The 21,680-nt window shown below is 42.3% G+C and carries 19 protein-coding genes and 3 tRNA genes; 6 read left to right on the top strand and 16 right to left on the bottom strand.

The window, feature by feature from the left end:
* Positions 1-40: 40 nt before the first annotated feature.
* The 13 genes from yacG to folD form a co-directional block, all read right to left on the bottom strand.
* Positions 41-238, bottom strand: a complete 198-nt coding sequence (gene yacG / locus GYY70_RS01545; protein WP_174831020.1) for a DNA gyrase inhibitor YacG — start codon at positions 236-238, stop codon at positions 41-43.
* Entirely contained in the window at positions 238-990 is a 753-nt protein-coding gene (gene zapD, locus GYY70_RS01550; RefSeq protein WP_174831065.1) for a cell division protein ZapD, read from the bottom strand. Before zapD ends, yacG begins: the two co-directional genes overlap by 1 nt.
* A 5-nt stretch (positions 991-995) precedes the next feature.
* The gene (coaE, locus tag GYY70_RS01555) at positions 996-1,610 is read right to left on the bottom strand and encodes a dephospho-CoA kinase (RefSeq protein ID WP_174831022.1); all 615 of its coding nucleotides are present in this window, start codon (positions 1,608-1,610) and stop codon (positions 996-998) included.
* Entirely contained in the window at positions 1,607-2,458 is an 852-nt protein-coding gene (locus GYY70_RS01560; protein ID WP_174831024.1) for an A24 family peptidase, read from the bottom strand. The genes coaE and GYY70_RS01560 overlap by 4 nt, the downstream gene beginning before the upstream one ends.
* A gap of 6 nt (positions 2,459-2,464) precedes the next feature.
* Positions 2,465-3,697 (bottom strand): type II secretion system F family protein, encoded by a 1,233-nt coding sequence (locus tag GYY70_RS01565; protein WP_084547381.1) that lies wholly within the window; start codon positions 3,695-3,697, stop codon positions 2,465-2,467.
* A gap of 48 nt (positions 3,698-3,745) precedes the next feature.
* Positions 3,746-5,425 (bottom strand): type IV-A pilus assembly ATPase PilB, encoded by a 1,680-nt coding sequence (pilB, locus tag GYY70_RS01570; protein WP_084547380.1) that lies wholly within the window; start codon positions 5,423-5,425, stop codon positions 3,746-3,748.
* A gap of 201 nt (positions 5,426-5,626) precedes the next feature.
* The gene (gene recJ / locus GYY70_RS01575) at positions 5,627-7,324 is read right to left on the bottom strand and encodes a single-stranded-DNA-specific exonuclease RecJ (RefSeq protein ID WP_174831026.1); all 1,698 of its coding nucleotides are present in this window, start codon (positions 7,322-7,324) and stop codon (positions 5,627-5,629) included.
* Positions 7,321-8,295 carry a hypothetical protein gene (locus tag GYY70_RS01580; RefSeq protein ID WP_174831028.1) on the bottom strand — a complete coding sequence of 325 codons (975 nt, stop codon included), beginning with the start codon at positions 8,293-8,295 and terminating at the stop codon, positions 7,321-7,323. The genes recJ and GYY70_RS01580 overlap by 4 nt, the downstream gene beginning before the upstream one ends.
* Positions 8,296-8,397: 102 nt before the next feature.
* Complete coding sequence (locus tag GYY70_RS01585; protein ID WP_370521130.1) at positions 8,398-9,018, bottom strand: tyrosine-protein phosphatase; 621 nt, start codon at positions 9,016-9,018, stop codon at positions 8,398-8,400.
* Positions 8,978-10,738, bottom strand: a complete 1,761-nt coding sequence (locus GYY70_RS01590; RefSeq protein ID WP_174831032.1) for a M61 family metallopeptidase — start codon at positions 10,736-10,738, stop codon at positions 8,978-8,980. Before GYY70_RS01590 ends, GYY70_RS01585 begins: the two co-directional genes overlap by 41 nt.
* 203 nt (positions 10,739-10,941) lie before the next feature.
* A complete protein-coding gene (gene gap, locus GYY70_RS01595; protein ID WP_037392193.1) occupies positions 10,942-11,970 on the bottom strand; it encodes a type I glyceraldehyde-3-phosphate dehydrogenase in 1,029 nt (342 codons plus the stop codon).
* Between the two features lie 123 nt (positions 11,971-12,093).
* Positions 12,094-12,789 carry a hypothetical protein gene (locus GYY70_RS01600; RefSeq protein WP_174831034.1) on the bottom strand — a complete coding sequence of 232 codons (696 nt, stop codon included), beginning with the start codon at positions 12,787-12,789 and terminating at the stop codon, positions 12,094-12,096.
* 72 nt (positions 12,790-12,861) lie between these two features.
* Complete coding sequence (gene folD, locus GYY70_RS01605) at positions 12,862-13,725, bottom strand: bifunctional methylenetetrahydrofolate dehydrogenase/methenyltetrahydrofolate cyclohydrolase FolD (RefSeq protein ID WP_174831036.1); 864 nt, start codon at positions 13,723-13,725, stop codon at positions 12,862-12,864.
* A gap of 212 nt (positions 13,726-13,937) precedes the next feature.
* Here folD and GYY70_RS01610 point away from each other — a divergent pair.
* From GYY70_RS01610 to rnhB, 5 genes are all read left to right on the top strand, one after another.
* Positions 13,938-14,015: transfer RNA gene (locus GYY70_RS01610), tRNA-Pro, on the top strand.
* Between the two features lie 38 nt (positions 14,016-14,053).
* A tRNA-Arg gene (locus tag GYY70_RS01615) sits at positions 14,054-14,130 on the top strand.
* 19 nt (positions 14,131-14,149) lie between these two features.
* Positions 14,150-14,225, top strand: a tRNA-His gene (locus GYY70_RS01620).
* Between the two features lie 131 nt (positions 14,226-14,356).
* Positions 14,357-15,529, top strand: coding sequence for a lipid-A-disaccharide synthase (gene lpxB / locus GYY70_RS01625; RefSeq protein ID WP_174831038.1), 1,173 nt, complete (start codon positions 14,357-14,359; stop codon positions 15,527-15,529).
* Entirely contained in the window at positions 15,526-16,131 is a 606-nt protein-coding gene (rnhB, locus tag GYY70_RS01630; RefSeq protein WP_174831039.1) for a ribonuclease HII, read from the top strand. The genes lpxB and rnhB overlap by 4 nt, the downstream gene beginning before the upstream one ends.
* A 217-nt stretch (positions 16,132-16,348) precedes the next feature.
* Here rnhB and dksA read toward each other — a convergent pair whose 3' ends face one another.
* From dksA to proC, 3 genes are all read right to left on the bottom strand, one after another.
* Positions 16,349-16,765, bottom strand: coding sequence for an RNA polymerase-binding protein DksA (dksA, locus tag GYY70_RS01635; protein ID WP_025329875.1), 417 nt, complete (start codon positions 16,763-16,765; stop codon positions 16,349-16,351).
* 162 nt (positions 16,766-16,927) lie between these two features.
* Entirely contained in the window at positions 16,928-17,491 is a 564-nt protein-coding gene (locus GYY70_RS01640; RefSeq protein ID WP_174831041.1) for a YggT family protein, read from the bottom strand.
* 785 nt (positions 17,492-18,276) lie between these two features.
* Positions 18,277-19,074, bottom strand: coding sequence for a pyrroline-5-carboxylate reductase (proC, locus tag GYY70_RS01645; protein WP_174831043.1), 798 nt, complete (start codon positions 19,072-19,074; stop codon positions 18,277-18,279).
* A gap of 310 nt (positions 19,075-19,384) precedes the next feature.
* On the opposite strand from proC, the gene GYY70_RS01650 reads away from it, so the two are divergent.
* The gene (locus GYY70_RS01650; RefSeq protein WP_174831044.1) at positions 19,385-21,139 is read left to right on the top strand and encodes a VWA domain-containing protein; all 1,755 of its coding nucleotides are present in this window, start codon (positions 19,385-19,387) and stop codon (positions 21,137-21,139) included.
* The last annotated feature ends 541 nt before the right edge of the window (positions 21,140-21,680 follow it).

Genomic DNA, 21,680 nt, shown 5'->3' on the forward strand with positions numbered 1-21,680 from the left:
GAATATTTGTAAGGTTATAAGTGATATTTGCCGCTGTTTATCAATGCTTTGATGGTGTTATTTCTTCACTTAGCGGCTGATCTTCATCGGCTGGCAGATTATAATTTTCACTAGCCCATGCTCCCAGATCAATCATTTTGCAACGCTCTGAACAGAACGGACGAAAGCGATTGGACGGAGTCCAGTCAACATTTTTCCCGCATATCGGGCAAATAACAGTGGTGATTTTTTCAGTCATTATTTGATTACCGGATCAAAGCTGCACATGACCAGAGTAAATGGTATATCAGTATTTAAAACCTGGCCACGTGCCTGTTGTTGTGATGCCTGTAAAAAGCGAATATGGGTAAAATATTTATTAGCAGATACTTCTGGCAGTGCAGTGGCATTTTGGGAAACATTAATACCCAGTAGATGAATGTTCTGTCCAAGGCTGTTGTGCTGATAACTTCCGCTTGTTGCCAGACAGTCTACAGACAGACTGTTTTGACGGAGAATTTCCAGTAGCAGTTTGATGGCTTCATAAGTAGGTAACAGACTTTGGATCCACTGGCGTAACTGTAATTCACGTTCTGCCGGTTTTTTTTGTTGCCAGTAATAATAGGAAGGCAAATCATATGGGCTGGTACCGCCGGGTACGAACATGCGCTGCTTGATTGCCATCAGCCATTCATTTTCGCGCAAATGCTGTCCGAATTTTTGCTGAACACTTTGCAGATTTGTAATTGCAGTTTGTATATCTACCAGGACATTTTTACCTTCTTCACCACGTTGTCTGGCCAGACTTTTTTGTCGTTCCAGTTCTTGCAGAATATCCAGTTTCAATTCGGCACGTGCTGCTGCTTCCATGATTTCGAATAGTGAGAATAATGCACAATGATGTGCCCAGATTTCACTGCGTATCACTACTTCATGGAAGTGTTTGAACAGATGTGCTATGCGCAGGAAATTACGGACGCGCTCAGACAAAGGATGTTCGAAATGGATAATATCTGTCATAACTTGGCTGGTGTTAGAGCTTGATAGAAATGATGCAGCTGGATAACTTTCCGGTTAAGTTCCTCCCAGTTGCCATCGTTGATAATGATGTCATCGGCAATGGCTTTCCGGCTATTACTGTCAGCCTGCTGCGCCATGATAGCACGGATTGTTGATTCGTCCAGATTACTGCGCTGCCGAACTCTTTGAATACATATGTTAACCGGTGCTTCGATAATGAGTATACGTTGTACCAGTTGTTGAAATTCCGGTTTTTCTGCCAGTAAAGGAATTTCAATAATTCCAAAATGCTGATTCAAAACGATTTGCTGTTTTGCTTGCTGAAGACTTTGCAGAATTAACGGATGGAGAATATTTTCCAGCAGAATACGATTCTGTGAATCGGCAAACACCCAATTACGCAGTTTTGGCCGATCCAGACTGCCGTCAGTAAGAAATAGATTATTCCCGCACTGTCTACGGATTTCAGGTAACGCCAGACCACCAGGAGCAGTAAGCTGGTGTGCGATTTCATCTGCATTCAGTACTGGTATGCCCAGAGCAGTAAAACAGCTTGCTACGGCAGATTTTCCACTACCTATGCCACCGGACAGACCTATCCAGAACGTCATGTACTAAACCCGGAAAGACGCAGCCACCAGTGAATCAACTGATTAATCTGACTGTTTGTCATCCACACAATCCAGCCTGCAATGGCCAGTGCCGGACCAAAAGCCATAGGCTGGCTGCGGGCAACTCTGAGAACTAGTGAAGCAATAATACCGACAATTGCTGCCATAAATACAATTAAAGGCAATGCAGAAGCGCCCATCCACGCACCAAGGGCAGCCAGTAGTTTAAAATCACCATAACCCATACCATCTTTACCGGTTAGTAGTTTGAATAACCAGAAAAGTGACCACAAACTCAGATAGCCCGATACAGCACCCCAGACAGCAGAAGCTAAGGGAACAAATTCACAATACCAGTTAAACAGTAAACCCAGCCAGAGTAGAGGTAAGGTGATTTGGTCAGGCAACAGCTGGGTTTCGGCATCTATAAAAGTCAGTGCAATCAGTGCGGCAGTCAGTATCAGACCGCCCGCAGCAACAGGTGTGACATCATAACGCCAGACTACTGCAGCAAATGCAATACCGGTTAATAATTCTACACAAAAATAGCGCGGGCTGATGGATGCTGAACATGAAGCACAGCGTCCGCGTAGCAGTATATAACTGACAAGAGGTATATTCTGCCACCAGCGGATTTTATGCTGACAGTGCGGGCAGGCTGAATGCGGAACACAGAGATTAAAGCGACTGGTGTGTTCTGCAGGCAGTTGCAATGCCATTCGTGCTTCTGCCTGCCAGCTTCGTTCCATCATAATAGGTAAACGATAGATTACTACATTCAGAAAACTGCCAACAGCACATCCCGATATTAATGCAATGACGCTAAAAAACAGAGTATCAGTTAACATCAGGTATTAACCTACGGCATTACCGATATTAAATAGCGGTAAATACATGGCAACCAGAATTATCCCGACAATACCACCGAGTACAACCATAATAATCGGTTCCATCAATGAAGACAGTTGTGCAACGGCAGTATCTACATCTTCTTCATAGAATTCTGCGGCCTTATTGAGCATATCATCCAAAGAACCTGATTCTTCACCGATTGAAGCCATTTGCATCACCATGTTCGGAAACAACTCTGTTGCCTGCATGGCTGAGGTAAGAGAAATACCCTGATTAACTTTGGCACGGATTTCCTGAGTAGCTTCTTCATAGCGAATATTACCGGAGGCTCCGGCAACTGAATCAAGAACTTCTACCAATGGTACGCCTGCTGCAAATAGAGTTGCTGTTGTACGAGACCAGCGTGCAATGGTGGCTTTACGAACGATTTGGCCGAAAATAGGCATTTTTAACAGCATATAGTCAAAACGTTTTTTCAGATCATCTGAGTTCTGATACCACTTAAATAAGCCAATTGCGCCACCTATCAGTGCGATGATGACAAATACGCCGTAATGTACAAAGAAATCGGAAATATTCATCATGAACTGAGTCAAACCAGGTAATGGTACGCCCATACCCTCGTAAACTTTACCAAATGAAGGTAATACGAACATCATCATGACGATTACCAGTGCAATTGCAACAACTACAACTACAGCTGGGTAGGTTAATGCACTTTTAACTTTTTTCTTGATACCCTGAGTTTTTTCTTTATATACCGACAGCTTGTCAAGAATAGCCTCTAGTACACCACCGGCCTCACCCGCATGCACCAGATTACAGTAAAAATGATCGAAATATTTCGGATGTTTGGCAAAAGACTCTGCCAGAGATGTACCTTGCTCAACATCAGAGCGGATTTGCAACAGTAGCTGGGTCATTGCCGGGTTGGAATGGCCTTTGGCTGCAATATCGAAAGCCTGCATCATAGGCAGACCGGATTTCATCATGGTGGATAATTGCCGGGTAAAGACGGTAATATCTGCCTGACTGATTTTCTTTTGGCGCTGTTTTTTGACCTTAGCAATCTGTATTACACGAATTTGACGCCGGGTTAGCTTGGCGCGTGCATCAGCTTCGTCTTTCGCGACAACTTCTCCGCGTACAATCTGTTCAGTTTTAAGGTTTTTGCCTTCAAAACTGAAACTGGTACCGGAGGATTTGGTTTTGGATACTGCTACGGGTTTATTCATAGTGTTCTCTCACAGTATTGACTTAATTGTATAGGCGAACAATCAGTTTTAATCATTAGTGCTTGCAAGAATCTCGTCCAGAGACGTAATGCCTTCCATCACTTTCAGTAAACCGGCATGGCGTAAATCGACCAGACCTTCCTTGAGCGCCTGAGTGCTGATATCTACTTCATTACCATTATTCATGATAATACGTTGCATTTCATCACTGACCGGCATAACTTCATATACGCCGGCACGTCCTTTATAACCTTTGCCCTTACACCTTTCACAGCCGACCGGCCGGTAAAATGTCCATTCTTTGGCGAGATCTTCATCTGAAAAACCTGCTTTTTTCAGTGCAAATTCAGGCGGACGCTCTGCCGGTGCCTTGCAGGTACATAAACGCCGCACCAGACGCTGTGCCATAATCAGATTTACTGAGCTGGCAATATTAAACGGAGCAACGCCCATATTCAGCATACGGGATAATGTAGCAGGGGCATTATTGGTATGCAGAGTTGAAAATACCATATGGCCGGTTTGTGCAGCTTTAATGGCAATATCTGCGGTTTCCAAATCACGGATTTCCCCCACCATAATGATATCCGGATCCTGGCGCAGAAATGATTTTAACGCTGCAGCAAATGTCAGTCCTTGTTTATCATTAACATTTACCTGATTAATACCAGGCAGGTTAATTTCCGCAGGGTCTTCAGCAGTGGAAATGTTAACACTGTCGGTATTAAGAATATTAAGGCAGGTATACAGTGATACGGTTTTACCGGAACCGGTAGGGCCAGTAACCAGCACCATACCATATGGCCGGTGGATGGCCTCAAGCAGTAATTCCTTCTGAAATGGCTCAAAACCAAGTTGTTCAATATTCAGAGTAGCCGCATCCGAATTCAGGATACGCATTACAATTTTTTCCCCGAACAGAGTGGGCAGTGTGCTGACACGGAAATCAATTGGCTTGGCACCTTTACGGAACTGAATCTGAATACGTCCGTCCTGAGGAATACGTTTTTCAGAAATGTCCAGTTTGGCCATTACTTTAATACGTGAAGCGATCTGGCTGCGAATATTCAGTGGCATACGTACCACTTCACGCAACTGTCCGTCAACGCGAAAGCGTACTCGTGCCATTTCTTCATAAAATTCAAAATGGATATCTGATGCGCCGCTGTTTAATGCATCTCCAAGTATTTTAAAAACAAATTTTGCAATTGGTCCATTTTCGCCATCTTCGTCATCTGCAGACATGGCGTTATTTTCTACAGCACTGGAGTCACCAATTGAATCCATATCTTCCAGAAGGTTGGTGGATTCCTGACCAAGATTTTCCAGTAATTGGCGTAACTGACTATCGCGGACTATAACCAGATTCAGTACGCAGCCGGCATCTGTGGCAATTTTCTGGTAATGCTGAATTGATGTAGGATCAGATACAGCTAAAAACAGTCGATTACCGCGCTTGAATAGCGGCACGCAAATGTATTGCTGCATTATTTTCAGATTAATTAAATCCAGCGGTACCAGACTTTGATTATATGGCTCCAGATTCAGGTAAGGAATACCGAATACACCGGACAGAAAGCTGGCCAGTTTATCAGCATTGATGGCTCCAGATTGTAGTAGTGCCGGTATAACCGGACGTTTCTGTTCCAGTTCCTGACGCAGTTTTTCTGCTTTTTCTGCGTCAATAATCTGGTGCTTATATAAAACCCTGATCAGTCCAAGACTCATACAAATTAATTCCCGTCTCCATAACTTCTGAGTTTACATTCTGGTAAATGCTGTACCTGTTCAGGTTTGACTGAAATATTACTGCATACAGCACACTTTTTTCTAACCTGTATCAGATAAAAGACCAGAGTAAATTCATGTTAATGTTTAATTGTGCTAATTATAAGTGAATTTGTGTATTTAAACAGCCTATATATCGGTTTAATTACAAATTTCCCAGTAATCTGCATATAACTGTAATTCCATTTGCTGGTGCCACTGGTTGGCAATTAGCCGGTAAACCACGCGAATATGTTCCGGTAAGGTGGCTGTACAGCGGAAAAACATAACTTCATATTCACAGTTGTTCTTGTGTAACACTGCTTTAATATGGCCGGTACCCACTATTTGTTGTCTGATTACTTTAAATTCATCGCAAAAACGGGGTTCAGGAAAATTCTGGCCCCATACCAGAGCCGCCAATTGCTGTGCTGTGGCTAAGTTCAGATATTGATTGTCTAATGAACCATCAGTCTGGTACGTATAGTTTAAATCCGCCGGCCGGATGAGTTGCCGGCAGACTGCCTCAAATTCATTTTGGAAAACTGCCAGATGTATTTCGGAAATACTTAAGCCTGCAGCCATAGCATGTCCGCCAAATTTCTGGATAATATCCGGCCGGCGTTTACTGACCATATCCAGTGCATCACGCAGATGTAAACCGGTAATAGACCGGCCGGAGCCGCGTAATGTACCATCTTCCGCCTGAGCAAAAACAATACTAGGTCGATGAAAGGTTTCGCGTAACCGGCCTGCTAAAATTCCGGTTACTCCCTGATGCCAGTTATCATGATAAGCAACGATGCTATAGCTGTTTTCTGTATTGAAGCCGGCCAGTTGTAGATTAGCTTCATCCTGCATGCTGCGCTGAATCTGACGACGTTCATGGTTCAGATCATTCAGTTGTTCGGCCAGATCGGTTGCACTTTCCATATCATCGCTCAACAGACAGGCTATACCCAGACTCATATCATCCAGTCTGCCGGCAGCATTCAGACGGGGTCCGATAGCAAAACCCAGATCAAATGCATGTGCCTGTTGCGGGTTGCGTTTGGCCACTGCAAACAAGGCGCGTATTCCTGCTTGCATTTTATCAGCTTTAATTCGTCTGAGTCCCTGAGTTACCAGCAGGCGATTATTCTGATCAAGAGGTACCACATCGGCGATGGTGCCCAGTGCCACCAGATCAAGCCATTGAGCGAGATTAGGTTCCGGATGTTTACTAAACCAGTTTTGCTGGCGCAGATGGTAACGCAAAGCCATTAGTACGTAGAACATCACACCCACACCAGCCAATGCTTTACTGGGAAATTGATCATCTGGTTGATTAGGATTAACAATAATACATTCAGGCAGTTGTTCACCCGGCAGATGGTGGTCAGTAATCAGGACGTCCATGCCTAGCTGTTGTGCGCGTTGTACGCCGGCTACACTGGCGATACCATTATCCACGGTAAGCAGCAGGTTCGTACCTGCCTGAGCTGCAAGCTCAGCAATCTGTTCAGTTAAGCCATAACCATTTTCAAAGCGGTTGGGGACGAAAAAATCGGTTTGCGCTCCCATTGCCTGTAATCCGCGCATCCCTAAGGCACATGCTGTGGCTCCGTCTGCATCATAATCGGCAACAATCAGAATTTTTTCCTGCCGTTCGATTGCCTGAGCCAGTCGTTCACTGGCGGCCTGAATATTTTTCAAATTCTGAAACGGTAACAGCGCAGATAAATTGTATTCAGTTTCACTTTTGTTTTTAATTGCTCGTGTTGCATACAGTTTGGCAAGCAGAGGATCAACACCCTGAGCAAGCAGAGTTTGCAGAGCATCAGTATCTACCGAACGGGTAATAATATGTGCCGGCTTCATAAATTTAATCCGGTAAAAGGTTGGGTTTTAGTCCGGAACAAACGAAATCTGGGCTTGCGAATCTGAAGCAATCCGGCTTCACATCGGATATTCAGCTGGCTGATATGTCTGTTTTTTAATCCTGACAGCAAAGGTTGCCACCAGTCTTGTTCCCATTGATGCATTATTTGTGCATAGGTATAAACATCACCCTGATTTACTGGTAAGCATAAACTATCATTAAACAATACAATTTCCTGCTGGCCTGAATCTGACAGAGTATCCATTAATGCTGCGTAATTTAGCGGTAATTCATGCGCATGCAATGCCCACGAACTATTGGTATAAAGTAGTGTGTCGTGCTTTGCTGTGCCAATAAGGTCTTTTTCAAACCATAAACCATTAATCGTGGGCAGACCGCGTGTGCTGCGCTCCTGATTCAATGGATGCTGATACAGCAACATTTGCAGCTCAGTTTGCTGTTGCAGAATCAGAGTTGCATCTTTACCCGAAGGTTTGGCGGTACCGTCTATGCAGCCTGACAAATCAAGTAAAGATGACAGGGTAAAATCAAGTACCTGTGGCGTAATAACTAGCCATAAATCCGGTCTGACCGGAGAAAACCGCCAGCCATCTGGCTGTAACCATGTACTCAAAACTTCACAGAAAGATTTTGCCTCTTCTGGATTCAGACCAAGCGCATTTCCGTCAAGATACTGAAGCTGATGCATGCCGGCTGTCTGGTTTATAGGTGTGACAATAAAGCAGCAATATTCCGGGTTTAGGTTTAATTGCTGCTGAGCCTGTTGAACCCATGAACCTTCCCACAGATATTGCTGATATAACTGACTTCTGTTTATGGTTTGTAATGTATATTTGCTCCATTGCCGCAGGGTATTCAGTGCTGGTAGCTGTAAGTCAGGTACCGCAGCTTCCTGATGCGGCCATAATAAACCCGGCAGAACGAGAGTTATACTTAAATCGGCAGACATGAATACACAATATTCCCAGTATAAAAATCAATATCACTTTGAGTTTTGATCAAATCAGATTGTTAATTTGATACTATACTTTTAATTCATTCCATCATGGAATTATTCAAATACAGCCTGACGAATTTTTTCAACATCAGCATCTTCAATATATCTTTGTATGTTTGGATAAATCTTGTAATGATGATTCAATTCCGGCTTCATTAATTCTTCGATAACCTGTTTTTTAGTCCAATTCTGAAAAATTAACCGATACATTGCAATAACTACTCCTGTGCGATCACTGCCATGCCAGCAATGAATTAATACTGGTTTAGGCGAGTTTTTAATAGCTTTAAGAATTTGAATGATTTTTTCATCGGTTATATTCTCAGCCCGCATATCAATCCGGATTTCAGACATGTCCGTATTAGCAATTTTGTCCTGATCACTATGCCATGAACGCAAGTTAATTATTGTTTCAATCCCTATTTTATTAAGCTGTTCAGCCTCTTTTAAAGAGGGTTGTTCAGATCGGTATACATTATCAGATACTTTATAAAAATTGCCGGGTAACTGATTAGAATTAGCATAAGACTGACAACTGCTGATAATGAAACACACGCAGCACCATAAAAAAATGTTTGCTATTCTTGTCATTCTAAAACCAGAGAAAGATAACGGTAAAAGTATGCGGATGAATTTAAGGCTGTGGCTGTAACCAACGCTGTAATAGCAATGCATTATCAATACTCAGCAACGCAGTATCAGCTAATGCTGCCTGTGCCAGTAAAGTAGTCTGTCGCAGTAAACCGTCACGGATGAAATGTATCCGTACTGTTTCACCAACATGAATACGTGCCCATTGCTTATTAAAATCGGTAATAATTTCATCATTAATAGCAATCAGCTGGTCACCGGCACTCATACCTGCATTCTCGGCACTGCCTTGATTAAATACTTGTTGCAGGCTGACTCCGAATGAGGCTGGCTGAACACGGGCACCCAGATCTGCACTGGGCTGTTCGGCAACGGAATAATGCTCAACATATGCGCCACCATGCTGGCGAGGCAAGGCAGCCCAGTGGAGCTGTACACCAGCCTGCTGTAATTGTTCTGTCAAAGGCAAGTCTGCCGTGGTCATAATGTATTGCTGATAAACCTGAGTTAAGTCTGTTCCGGTAGCTTGCTGGGCTATTTTCAGCCATTCATTTTCCGCCAGCCCCATACCCCGCTGACGCCAGTCCTGATACAGGGCACGCATAATATCATCCAGATTTTTTTGCTGGCCGGTATGCTGGCGGATATAGTGATCCAGACACAGAGCTGCCAGTGCGCCTTTCTGGTAATAGCTGACAATACTGTTGGCACTGTTTTCATTCTGTTTGTAATATTTTGTCCATGCAGTAAAGCTGGAATCTGCCAGACTTTGCTTTAAACGGCCGGCACCCTGTTGTACACGGGTAATGGTTTTGGCCAGTAATTGCAGATACTGTTCTGGTGTAATCACACCGCTGCGTACCAGAAACCAGTCATCATAATAGGAAGTGATACCTTCAAAAGCCCACAACAGCTGTGTATAAGCTTCATCATCCAGTTTGCTGTTTAAAAATGCAGAAGGAATAATAGATTTTACGTTCCATGCATGAAAATATTCATGGCTGAACAAACCCAGTAATGTAATATAAGCGTCGGTATTTTTTCCGTCTTTTTGCGGCAGATCATGCCGGTCGGCCATGAGGGCAGAGGAGGATTTATGTTCCAGTCCGCCATAAATGCCATTTCCGACAAAAAGTAAAAAGCTGTAGCGGTCAAACGGTGCCGGTGCGGCAAACATAGCAATTTCACTGGCACATATTTTGCTTACATCATCTACAAGACGCTGCTGATCAAAAGATGAGAAATGGCCGCTGATAACAATTTCATGTTCAATGCCGCCTGCACTAAATGGCAGACGCAGCAAATAGCCCATTTCCACCGGATAATCAATTAAAGAGCGGTAATTATTTACCTGATAGACATGGGACTGTGATGTTTGCGGCATGGTAGTGGCAATATCCCAGTTTTCAGGCAGGCCAGTAATGATTAACTGGCAGTTTTCCTGTTCACGCTGATTATGCCGTAAAAACAGACAGGCTCCGTCAAAGAAACCTCGTTCAGTATTTAAAAAAGAACCGCGCACTGAAGTATCGAAAGCATATACCAGATAAGTGATCTCCCAGTTACCTGTCTGTCCGTTGCAAGCCCAGGTATTTTTATTTATCTGTTCAGCTGATACCGGTGTATTGTTGCAACTGGCCGATAAAGTGACAATATGACGGGCAAAATCACGAATCATGTAACTACCGGGTACCCAGCTGGGTAAACTCAGACTGAAATTCTGATTATCCAGTTGTGTAAAACTAAGGCGTACTTGCCACAGATGCTGAGTCAGAGAATGGGGTTGCAAATGATAGTTAAGCATAATTTGTGCCTCAATGAAGCGGAAAAGAAATATCAGCGTTGTCTGTCAGAGAAAAATTGCCAAGATTAATATTAACTTGGTTGAATTTGTTCTGGTGTTTGTATGGCAAACAGGTACTGATTCTGTTTGCCACAATAGGTTCAGGCTGTCTGAAGCCTGTATAAGCGGATTCAGACAGCCTGTACTTCTGCTGGTAAAACGGGTTAAGCGAGTGGTGTAACTTCCATGCCAAACATAGCACGTGCAGTATTCAGCATCTGGCAGCTAAAACCCCATTCATTGTCGTACCAGGCCAGTACTTTTACCATATTACCATTGGTAACTTTAGTTAATGTACTGTCAAATATCGAAGCCTGAGTTGTATGATTAAAGTCGGTGGAAACCAATGGCAGAGTATTGTAGCCCAGAATATGTTTCATACTGCCTTCACTGGCTGCTTTAACTATGGCATTAACTTCTTCGACACTGGTGTTACGGGCGGCTTCAAACGTTAAATCAACCAGTGAAACATTAATTGTGGGAACACGTACTGCAAAGCCATCAAACTTACCCTGTAATTCCGGTAATACCAGTCCTACAGCCTTGGCTGCTCCGGTTTTGGTCGGAATCAGATTTTCAACAGCACTGCGGGCACGGCGTAAATCTTTATGGCGAACATCAGTCAGTACCTGATCATTGGTAAATGAATGAATGGTTGTCATTAAGCCTTTTACCATTCCCAGTTCGTCGTTAATGGCTTTTGCCACCGGAGCCAGACAGTTGGTTGTGCAAGAACCATTGGATATTACTGTCATTTCCGGTGTTAATACCTGATGATTAACTCCGTATACCACGGTAGCATCCACATCGGCACCGCCGGGTGCGGAAATCAGAACTTTTTTAGCACCACTTTGTAAATGAATGCTGGCTTTTTCTTTGGTAGTAAAAGCACCGGTACATTCCAGCACCAGATCGATACCAAGTTCACCCCAGGGTAATTCTGCCGGGTTACGGGTAGAAAAAAAACGGATGCGGTCGCCATTAATAATTAAAGCATCATTATCAGATGAAACATCTGCGGCAAAACGGCCATGAACCGTATCAAATTTTGTCAGGTGGGCACTGGTTTCCAGTGAACCGCTGGCATTTACCGCAACAATTTCCAACTGGTTGCTCAAGTTATAGTCATAGATTGCACGCAATACCTGGCGGCCAATACGGCCATAACCATTAATGGCAACTTTTAACGTCATGCTTATTCCTTTTTAAATCAACAAAACCAATCAGGCAAATTCGGGATGTACAGAGCGAAATGGTTTAAACCGTACCAAAAACATCTTGTATTATAGCTGAACCGGCCTGTTTCCACATCTGTATCAGCGCATACCTGTTCCAGCTGACTGTGCTTCCAGCATTTGCCGAAATGCATCTGACATGCTGTTAATATCCACCCAGCTCATGGCGCTGAATAATAATAGCAGTATGCCTCCGGCCAGACAGGTAATTAAGAAATAGATAATGTATCCCAAAAATACTTTAAATATATTTTGCTGACTGATGCGGACAAATCCAAAGATCTGTACTACCAATGTCCATAGCAGCCATAAAGACCCCGGAGCGGCTAATACCTGTGGCCAGTATAGTGTGGCCAGTGTAGGCAGGATCAGCACCTCAGTGGCCAGTACATAACCATACCAGTGTCCTGGCTGCTTATTGTAATAGCCCAGAATGATCTCCATTGCCATGCTCAGAACACCCCAGCGCACCACTGTTAACACAATGACAAAGATAGTTATACCGGTTTGCCGTCCCAGAATCTGTGACATATTGGCCATATTCAGCAGACCAAGCGCAAGTAAAACGGTAACGAAGATTAATGGATTGTAACGATAATGTGTTTTGGGATAAAAGCGCAGGCGCAGAGCAGCACAGGCGTCCAGAAAAAATTGATACATCAGGTTAATACCACAATTAGGGTTGTAAATAAGGATAGCTATTTTAATCGGCAGCCATTCTATCGCATCATAATCAAGTACAGACCAGAAGACTGATATGTCTATTTTACCAAGCAAACATGTTTGTTGTTTTGTATGATGGCTGATATTATTGTGTAATCAATACACAATATAGCTTTGCCGATAACGTCACGATTGTTTTGTATCGTGAATTTCTGCTGCTTTCAATGTGTTTTCCATTAAGGTAGCTATGGTCATAGGGCCTACTCCGCCCGGTACCGGTGTAATCATAGAAGCACGTTCTCTGGCTGCATCAAACTCTACATCCCCGCACAACTGTCCGTTTTCCAGACGGTTAATTCCCACATCTATTACTACAGCCCCGGGTTTAATCCATTCACCTTTAACAAAGTTCGGAATGCCGACGCCTACAACCACAATATCAGCAGCAGCAACTTCCTGTGCCAGATTCCGGGTGGCGCTATGACAGATTGTGACTGTTGCACGTGCCAGAAGTAATTCTAACGCCTGTGGCCGGCCGACAATATTTGAAGCGCCTACTACAACAGCTTTTTTACCGGTGACTGGTACCTGACAGGCATCCAGTAATGTCATTACCCCTTTAGGTGTACACGGACGCATTAGTGGCGTTTTTACCGCCAGCCGGCCAACATTATACGGATGAAAACCATCTACATCTTTATGAGGCACAATCCGTTCCAGTACCTGCTGACTGTCAATATGTGCAGGCAGTGGTAATTGCACCAGAATTCCGTCTATACCATTATCTGCATTCATTTCGTCAATCAAGGCCAGTAATTCGGCTTCTGTGGTATGTACAGGCAGCTCGTAACTGCGGGATTCAAAGCCAATGGTTTCACAGGCACGCTTTTTATTGCGTACATATACTGTACTGGCCGGATCTTCACCAACCAGAACCACAGCCAGACAGGGGCGGCGTAGCTGATTATCCAGACGCTGCTGTACACGAATGGTTAATTCTTGCAGGATTTGTTGAGAAATTTTTTTACCATCAATGAGTTGAGCGGTCATGAGAAAATTCCAGAGAAAAAGATTATGCCGATGGCAGGTAGCTGTCAGCTAATATTTACAAGAATAGCATTGTCGCATTTTTTTTAAGCGGTTTCATCTGCTTTTGTATATAGCCATTCATATAAATCAGCCATATTTCAAAAATATGGCAAAAAAATTTACTTTACCTCTTGACGATAGTTTTTCATGGCTGTATAGTTCGCCTCTCTCGTCGGGGTGTAGCGCAGTCTGGTTAGCGCATCTGCTTTGGGAGCAGAGGGTCGTGAGTTCGAATCCCACCACCCCGACCATATCGACCGAATCCTTGTCCGGATAGATTTGAGAGTACGCGCCCGTAGCTCAACCGGATAGAGCACCGGCCTTCTAAGCCGGGGGTTACAGGTTCGATTCCTGTCGGGCGCACCAAAGTTTGAAAAGTTTTATGGTGGCTGTAGCTCAGTTGGTAGAGCCCTGGATTGTGATTCCAGTTGTCGTGGGTTCGAGCCCCATCAGCCACCCCAATATAAAAGCCCAAGCCGTTTGCTTGGGCTTTTAATTTTTATGGTACCCTTCGGGAATACACTATCGCCTGCTAAACTTGCTATCTATTACGTCTTACTATAATAGTTGCTTATAAAACTGCTATCCTGCTATGAATAAAGCTGCAACTGAACTTCCCATTTTAACCATAGCCTTGTGTGCCGGCGAAGCATCTGGTGATTTACTGGGTGCCCATTTGATGAATGCAATTCGTACACGATATCCGCGGGTACAGTTCGTTGGTATTGGCGGACCGCGGATGCTGGCAGCCGGAATACAAAGTCTCTATGATCAGGAAAAACTGGCAGTACGCGGTTTTGTTGAAGTTGTCAAAAAACTACCGGAAATTCTGGCCATTCGTCGCGGCCTGATTCGTTCACTGAAACAAATCAGACCACAGGTATTTGTCGGTATTGATGCACCGGATTTCAATCTGGGTGTTGCCGAAAGTTTAAAACAGGCCGGTATTGCTACCGTACATTATGTCAGTCCGTCTGTCTGGGCATGGCGGCGTAAACGGGTAAAAAAGATTGTTAAACAGGTGGACGAGGTATTATGCCTGTTTCCGATGGAACCGGAACTATACCGGCAGGCAGGCGGACGGGCACGTTTTGTCGGACATCCTCTTGCTCAGACTTTGCCACTGGTTATTGACAGAAAGGCGAAAAGGCAGCAGCTGAAACTGTCTGAACAGGTTCCAGTGTTTGTTTTAATGCCGGGCAGCCGGGTCAGTGAAATTGATTTCATGGCACCGATTTTTTTACAGGCTGCTGAAATTATTCACCAGCGTTATCCTCAGGCTCAGTTTTTACTACCATTGGCTACGGCGGCAACACGGCAGCGTATGCAGGATATCCTGGCTCAGCCGGTATGGCAAAAATTGCCGATACGTTTAATGTCTGCACATGCAGAAATGGCCTGTCAGGCAGCCGATGTGGCACTGGTTACCAGCGGTACGGCCACGCTGGAAGTGGCTTTATGCCAGTGCCCTATGGTAATAAGCTATAAAATCTCACCTTTAACCTATGCATATGTCAAACATAAAATTAAAGTGCCGTATGTTGGATTGCCTAATATTCTGTTAGACAGAAGTGTGGTACCTGAATTACTGCAAAGTAATGCAACGCCACAAAAACTGGCAGAGGCTGTGATTCACTGGTACGAATCGCCACAGGAAGTACAGGATTTGCAGGCAGACTTTTCAGCACTACATCAGCAGCTGCGTTTGAATACTGATGAACTGTCTGCACAGGCGGTATTGCAGCATGCAACGGGGCAATTATGAATACAGAGCTGATGGTATTACCCAGCCATGCCGGTGTAGACGAAGCCGGTCGTGGTCCGTTAGTTGGCAGTGTATATGCAGCAGCAGTTATTTTACCGGCAGGTTATGATTTACCCGGTCTTACTGATTCAAAAAAATTGTCCGAGAAAAAGCGTGATGAGCTGGCAATATTAATTAAGCAGCAGGCAACTGCATGGTCTGTAGCTGCAGCAGACGTGGCAGAAATACACCAGTTTAATATTCTGTTTGCAACTATGCGTGCCATGGCTCGTGCTGTAGCCGGTTTACATATTCAGCCGGCTAAAGTGTGGATAGATGGCAATCGCATACCTGCTGATATGACTTTGCCGGCAGAAGCAGTAGTTAAAGGCGATCTCAAAATAGCCGCTATTTCTGCCGCCTCTATTCTGGCCAAAACGGCACGTGATGCAGAGATGTATGAGCTGGATAAATGTTATCCGCAGTATGGTTTTGCCCGTCATAAAGGCTATGGTACAGCCGCACATCTTGCTGCATTGCAGCAGTTTGGTGTACTGCCACAGCACCGGCAGGATTTTGCACCTGTGAAAGCTTTGCTGGCGCAGGGAAAATACTGTTTCTGAGGCTATTCAGCCGCGGGATTGTACTTTTTATGCTTAACCTGTACATCGCTGTTATATCAACATTTTATGATTTCTATTGAATTAATTTCAAATAATTAGCAGCAGTTAATATTTAGGCAAATCAGCGGTGAGGCATGCATTATTGCAATGATGATATGTAGCAATAATGCAAAAACGCTTTCCGGCAGGAAAGCGTTTTTAATCTATAACAGATAAATTAATCAACAAACTGTTTTTTAATTCGTTCGCGCCGTTCCTGTGCTTCTACCGACAAAGTTGCAGTAGGGCGAGCGAGTAGTCGTTTCAGACCAATAGGTTCGCCGGTATCCTGACAAAAGCCATAATCGCCTTCGTCTAGTTGACGCAATGAAGCCTGAATTTTACTTAATAACTTACGTTCACGGTCACGGGTGCGCAGTTCTAATGCATATTCTTCTTCCAGTGTTGCGCGGTCTGCAGGATCAGGCGTAGTAGCCTGCTCCTGTAAATGTCCGGCCGTATTGTTGGCATTATGAATCAGCTCATCCTGGAGTTTTAACAGCAAATCACGGAAGAAAGCTTGGTGTTCTTCATTCATGTATTCTTCTTCAGGGCCATTCCAGGCCTGGATGTCTTGTTCTGTGAGTTTGGCCATTGTACAGTCTTTCTTTTGCATAGCTCGATTAAGCAATTAGCTCAGGAACTGACAGCTTAATCTGGATTTGAAAATAACAGATACTGGATTTCAGGCTGTTAAAAAAGTTCGGGCATAATAGCATGTTTTTATAATTTATTAATAATTTTGCATTCGACAACATTATCCGAATATCAGCCAGTATGAAATCTTACTGCTTGCCTGCGGCAGCCACCATTCTAGACAAAGCCAGAGCACAAGCAGAATAATTGTCGCAGAAAAATCATATTTACCAATACGCATAAAGGCAAACGGACGGGTTAATGGAGCATAAATACGCTGCAAGGTAAATAGCAGTACTGAATAAGGTTTGCTCAGACTTAAAAACATTCTTATTACCAGCCCGATGAATAATACATAGCACAGTGCTTTCAGGGAAAACAGAATGCAAAGAGCCAGACTGGCTGCAATAGTGCGAATATCCGGTAATACCCATCTAAGGCTGATAAACAGATTTAGCGTACATGCCAGGTAATAAATAATGACAGTAGCCAGAATGCAGGCAATATCCCATTGGTACAATGGCGGTATAATTTTACGCAGAGGGTGTACCAGCCAGTTGGTACTGCGTACACAAAACTGAGCCAGAGGATGCAGAAAAGGTAATTTAGCCCACTGTAACAGAAGCCGGGCCCAGCATATAATACTCAGTGCACTGGCTAATAAAAATAATGTTTTACTAATCACATATTGCCTTTAATGTCCGACGGATATTGAACTTTCTTTTTATAGAAAAAGATTCGGGCGGATTATATTATGGAAAAATTTGAACAAACAAATTCTGACTTAAGATTATATTGTATACAATATAAGAGATAAATAATGATATTTGATAAATATGATTTTTTTATTTAAAGTCGGGTTTACCGCTGTAATAATAAAATCCATTGATTGTGGGCAGAATTCATAGTCTAAAAATCTAATCTGAATTGCAGTGCTATGAGATGAGCAGCTTTTCTTGGTTTTGAATTTTGCTTTGACTTTTAAAGCATATCTGTAGCAGCTATTAAAATTTTTCCTCTGCACACCGAGTAAATATTGGTTTACTTTAACTATATTTAATAATCAAATCATGTATTGTTATTTTATTCATTTTATACCTTTCACAAGAGTACATTTGTTTTGCTGATTACTATATTTGATGTATTTTTATCGATGATTAATACAGTGCCAATAATTGCATAGAGAGAAAGTATTTTAATTTTACTAATTAATCAAAACCAATAAATTAAATATGTAAAACAGATTATTGTTAAGTAAAAGCCAGAAATATAGATTTGGATTAGTCGATTAACATTGAAGTATTTTTAAATACTTAATATAAACAAGATAAAATATCAATAAATGAAGTACATTATAAGTGAATATGTTAAAAATATACTTTTTAATGTACTTCATAAAAACGCTTGAAATTTTTAATAATTAGGTCAAAATAATCTAATTAATGTGACTCTATATCAAAATAATAACTTTTAAAAAGGTGCAAGTTGTTGCTGCATTTCTTCTGCTCGCACAACGCTGGCAGCAACACCGTCAATTACAACCTGTGTCAGCTGATGCTGGTCAAAAACTGAAGTCGCAGCAAATGTGGTGCCACCTTTAGATGTTACATTTTTTTGTAGTTGAGCAAATTCGGTGCCAGACTGTTCTGCCAGATTTACAGCACCTTTGAATGTACCAAGTGTTAAACGGTGTGCTTCGTCAGGGCTGAAACCCTGTTGTATGGCAGCTTGTTGCAGGGCATTCAGAAAATAGAAGACATAGGCCGGACCACTGCCACTGATACCAGCGATACGATTAATGCCACTTTCTTCTTCCAGCCATACTACTTCGCCTGTTGTGCGCATGATATTTTCTGCTATGGTTTTGTCTGCTTTACTTATGCCTGCCGATGCATACATACCTGAGATTCCCTGACCAATCTGGCAGGGGGTATTGGGCATAATACGGATAATACGCTGGTGATTACCCAGAAACTGACTTAAAGTACTTATTGTTAAGCCTGCTGCTATGCTTAATACAAGCGCGCCGTTAAGCCGGATACCGGTAGTAGCCTGCTGCATATCTTGCGGTTTAACTGCCAGTACCAGGATATCTGTGGCTGCCAGTTCAGTTAATTTAGCACTAGTACGTACCTGATATCGTTCGCTTAGATATTGTCGTTTATTCTGATTACGGTCAATTACTTCAATCTCATAACCGCCTTGCTGAGTCATACCGGCTACGATAGCTGTTGCCATATTGCCACCGCCAAGAAAATATACGTTCATAAGATTTTCCTCAGTTTTTATTAAAAATAATTAACTTAATCGATAATATTGTCTTAATTGAATAAATTTAAACAATATTGGTTTGTAAAAACTTTTATATTCAATATTAGCTTAATTATAGGTTCAATGTGTAAAGGATAAAGTCAATATGGATTGCATCTTCAGATTCAGCAGCTGAATATTAATTAATTAATATCTTATTCTACTGATTTTATTGATTTTAAAGCTGAAAAGAAACAAATAAAATTACTGGTGTTAATTTGACTGTTATGTTAATAATGTATTTTTATCTGATAAATAAAGAATATTTATGTTAAAAATAAAAGCAATAGGTCGTAAGGCTTCTTATAGTTTAGTCTTGGTGTTATTAACCAGCATACTGAGTGCTTGTAATACGGCTGGCACCAGTAGTAGGGATAGGGTTAGTAGTACGGATAGCACCAGTAATCAATCAGATGGTTACTATGCAAACATGTCAGCAGGATATAAAACTTCGTTTTCTGAGGAAAGCCTGTCTCTTAGGAAGAGTAAACCATCTTCGTCCAGCGTGGAGTATAATTCCAGAATAGGATTCAGGGGGGCAGACTATCAGAGTCCAGGCTTAAGGGCTGTATTTGAAACTCAGCAGCCGGATACTGCGCAATATAAAAATTATTCTGATAACCCGGTAAAACAGGTAGTTACTGAACCTGTTAGTACATTCAGTCTGGATATGGATACAGCCAGTTATGCAAATAGCCGACGGTTTATTGCACATGGCTGGATGCCGCATCCTGATGCAGTGAGAGTAGAAGAATTTATTAATTATTTTCCAAGTACTTCGAATGAGAAATTAACGTCAATAACAGGTTCTCCTTTTTCTGCCGGTTATGAGCTCGCACCCAGTCCATGGAACACAGATAAGGTTCTGTTAAGAGTTAATATTAAGGCAAATGATGTCAATTTTAATCAATTACCCCCGTCGAATCTTGTTTTTCTGGTAGATACATCCGGTTCGATGTATGGTGAAGACAGACTGGATTTGCTCAAAGAATCATTAAAATTACTGGTAAATAAACTGCGGCCGCAAGATAAGGTTTCTATTGTTGCTTATGCCGGAAGTGCCGGAGTGGCACTGGAACCCACCTCTGGTAGTAATAAAGCCAAAATTCTGGCTGCTATTGATAAATTTGAAGCCGGAGGCAGTACTGCTGGCGGAGAAGGGCTGCAACTGGCTTACAAGATGGCAGAGCGGGGCAAAGTAAACGGTGGAATCAACCGGATATTGCTGGCTACTGACGGTGATTTTAATGTTGGTATTAATAGCACAGAAGAGCTGAAAGCATTTGTCAGCAGAGAAAAAGAAAAGGGTATAACATTATCTACACTTGGTTTTGGTGATGATAATTTCAATGATGCAATGATGGTTCAGATTGCTGATGCAGGTAATGGTAATTACAGCTACATCGATAGCCTCGAAGAAGCACAAAAGGTATTGCAGGAGGAGATGAGTGCCACTTTGGTTACGGTAGCTAAAGATGTCAAAGCTCAGATCGAATTTAACCCGGCTCAGGTGCTCGAGTATCGCCAGATTGGTTATGAAAAACGGCAGTTAAAGCAGGAAGATTTTAATAATGATAAAGTTGATGCGGGTGACATTGGTGCGGGGAAAAAGCTGACGGTTTTATATGAACTGACGCTGGCCGGTGGTAAACCAAGTATTGATCCTTTACGTTATCAGAGCAAAAAATCTGCAACAGCTATAAATGCAAACAATAATGAAATTGCTTTTCTTAAATTACGCTGGAAAGCACCACATGGTCAAAAAAGTGAACTGGCTTCCCTGCCTATAGAAAAGAAAGCTCTGGTCAGTTCTTTTGCTAGCGCCGGAGTAGAAACACGGTTTATGGCCGCTGTGGCTGCATACGGACAAAAATTGCGTAATAATCCTGAATTGTCTAAAACATCTTATCAGCAGATAGCAAGCTGGGCAAATAATGCCAAAGGTGAGGACAAGCAGGGCTACCGCGCTGAATTTGTAAAATTAGTCAGAAAGGCAGCTGCTCTGGACGATAAAGACAACTAAGGTATGATTCAGTAGCATATTAAATTCTATTTCTAATAGAAAATAAACAGAGTTATTGAACCGGATAGTTTAATAACCAAAAAAAGCCAGTTTTTTAAAGCTGGCTTTTTCGTTTTTTATTGCTTATGAATTAGTCTTATTTACTCACTACAATTATCAGATTTAGTAAATACAAATATTTATGCCCTTGAAGTAATTTAAAGGTTGTAATTTATTTCAGTAATAAAAATAATTGTTTTTAGTTTAATTCAATTCAACTCTTGTCTGGTTTATATTCTGCAATCAGAATCTGTATTATTCAGGTCATGATAAGCAGTATGTATTCTGAATGTATAAAACCAATAAATATTAAGAAAAATAAAATACAAGGTTTGGCTGTTAGATGAATATCTGAGTATTATGTAAATAAATTTTATATCGTATTGTTTTTGCAATACTTGAGATAAATCCGGACAAATTATGTCGTAATTAGTGTGTATACAGGTATGAAAAGCAAGATTCCGGGCTGGGATGTAGATATAAGTAATGATTTATCCGAACC

Origin of the sequence: Snodgrassella sp. ESL0324 (genome assembly GCF_013344955.1) — a bacterium.
GTDB lineage: Bacteria > Pseudomonadota > Gammaproteobacteria > Burkholderiales > Neisseriaceae > Snodgrassella > Snodgrassella alvi.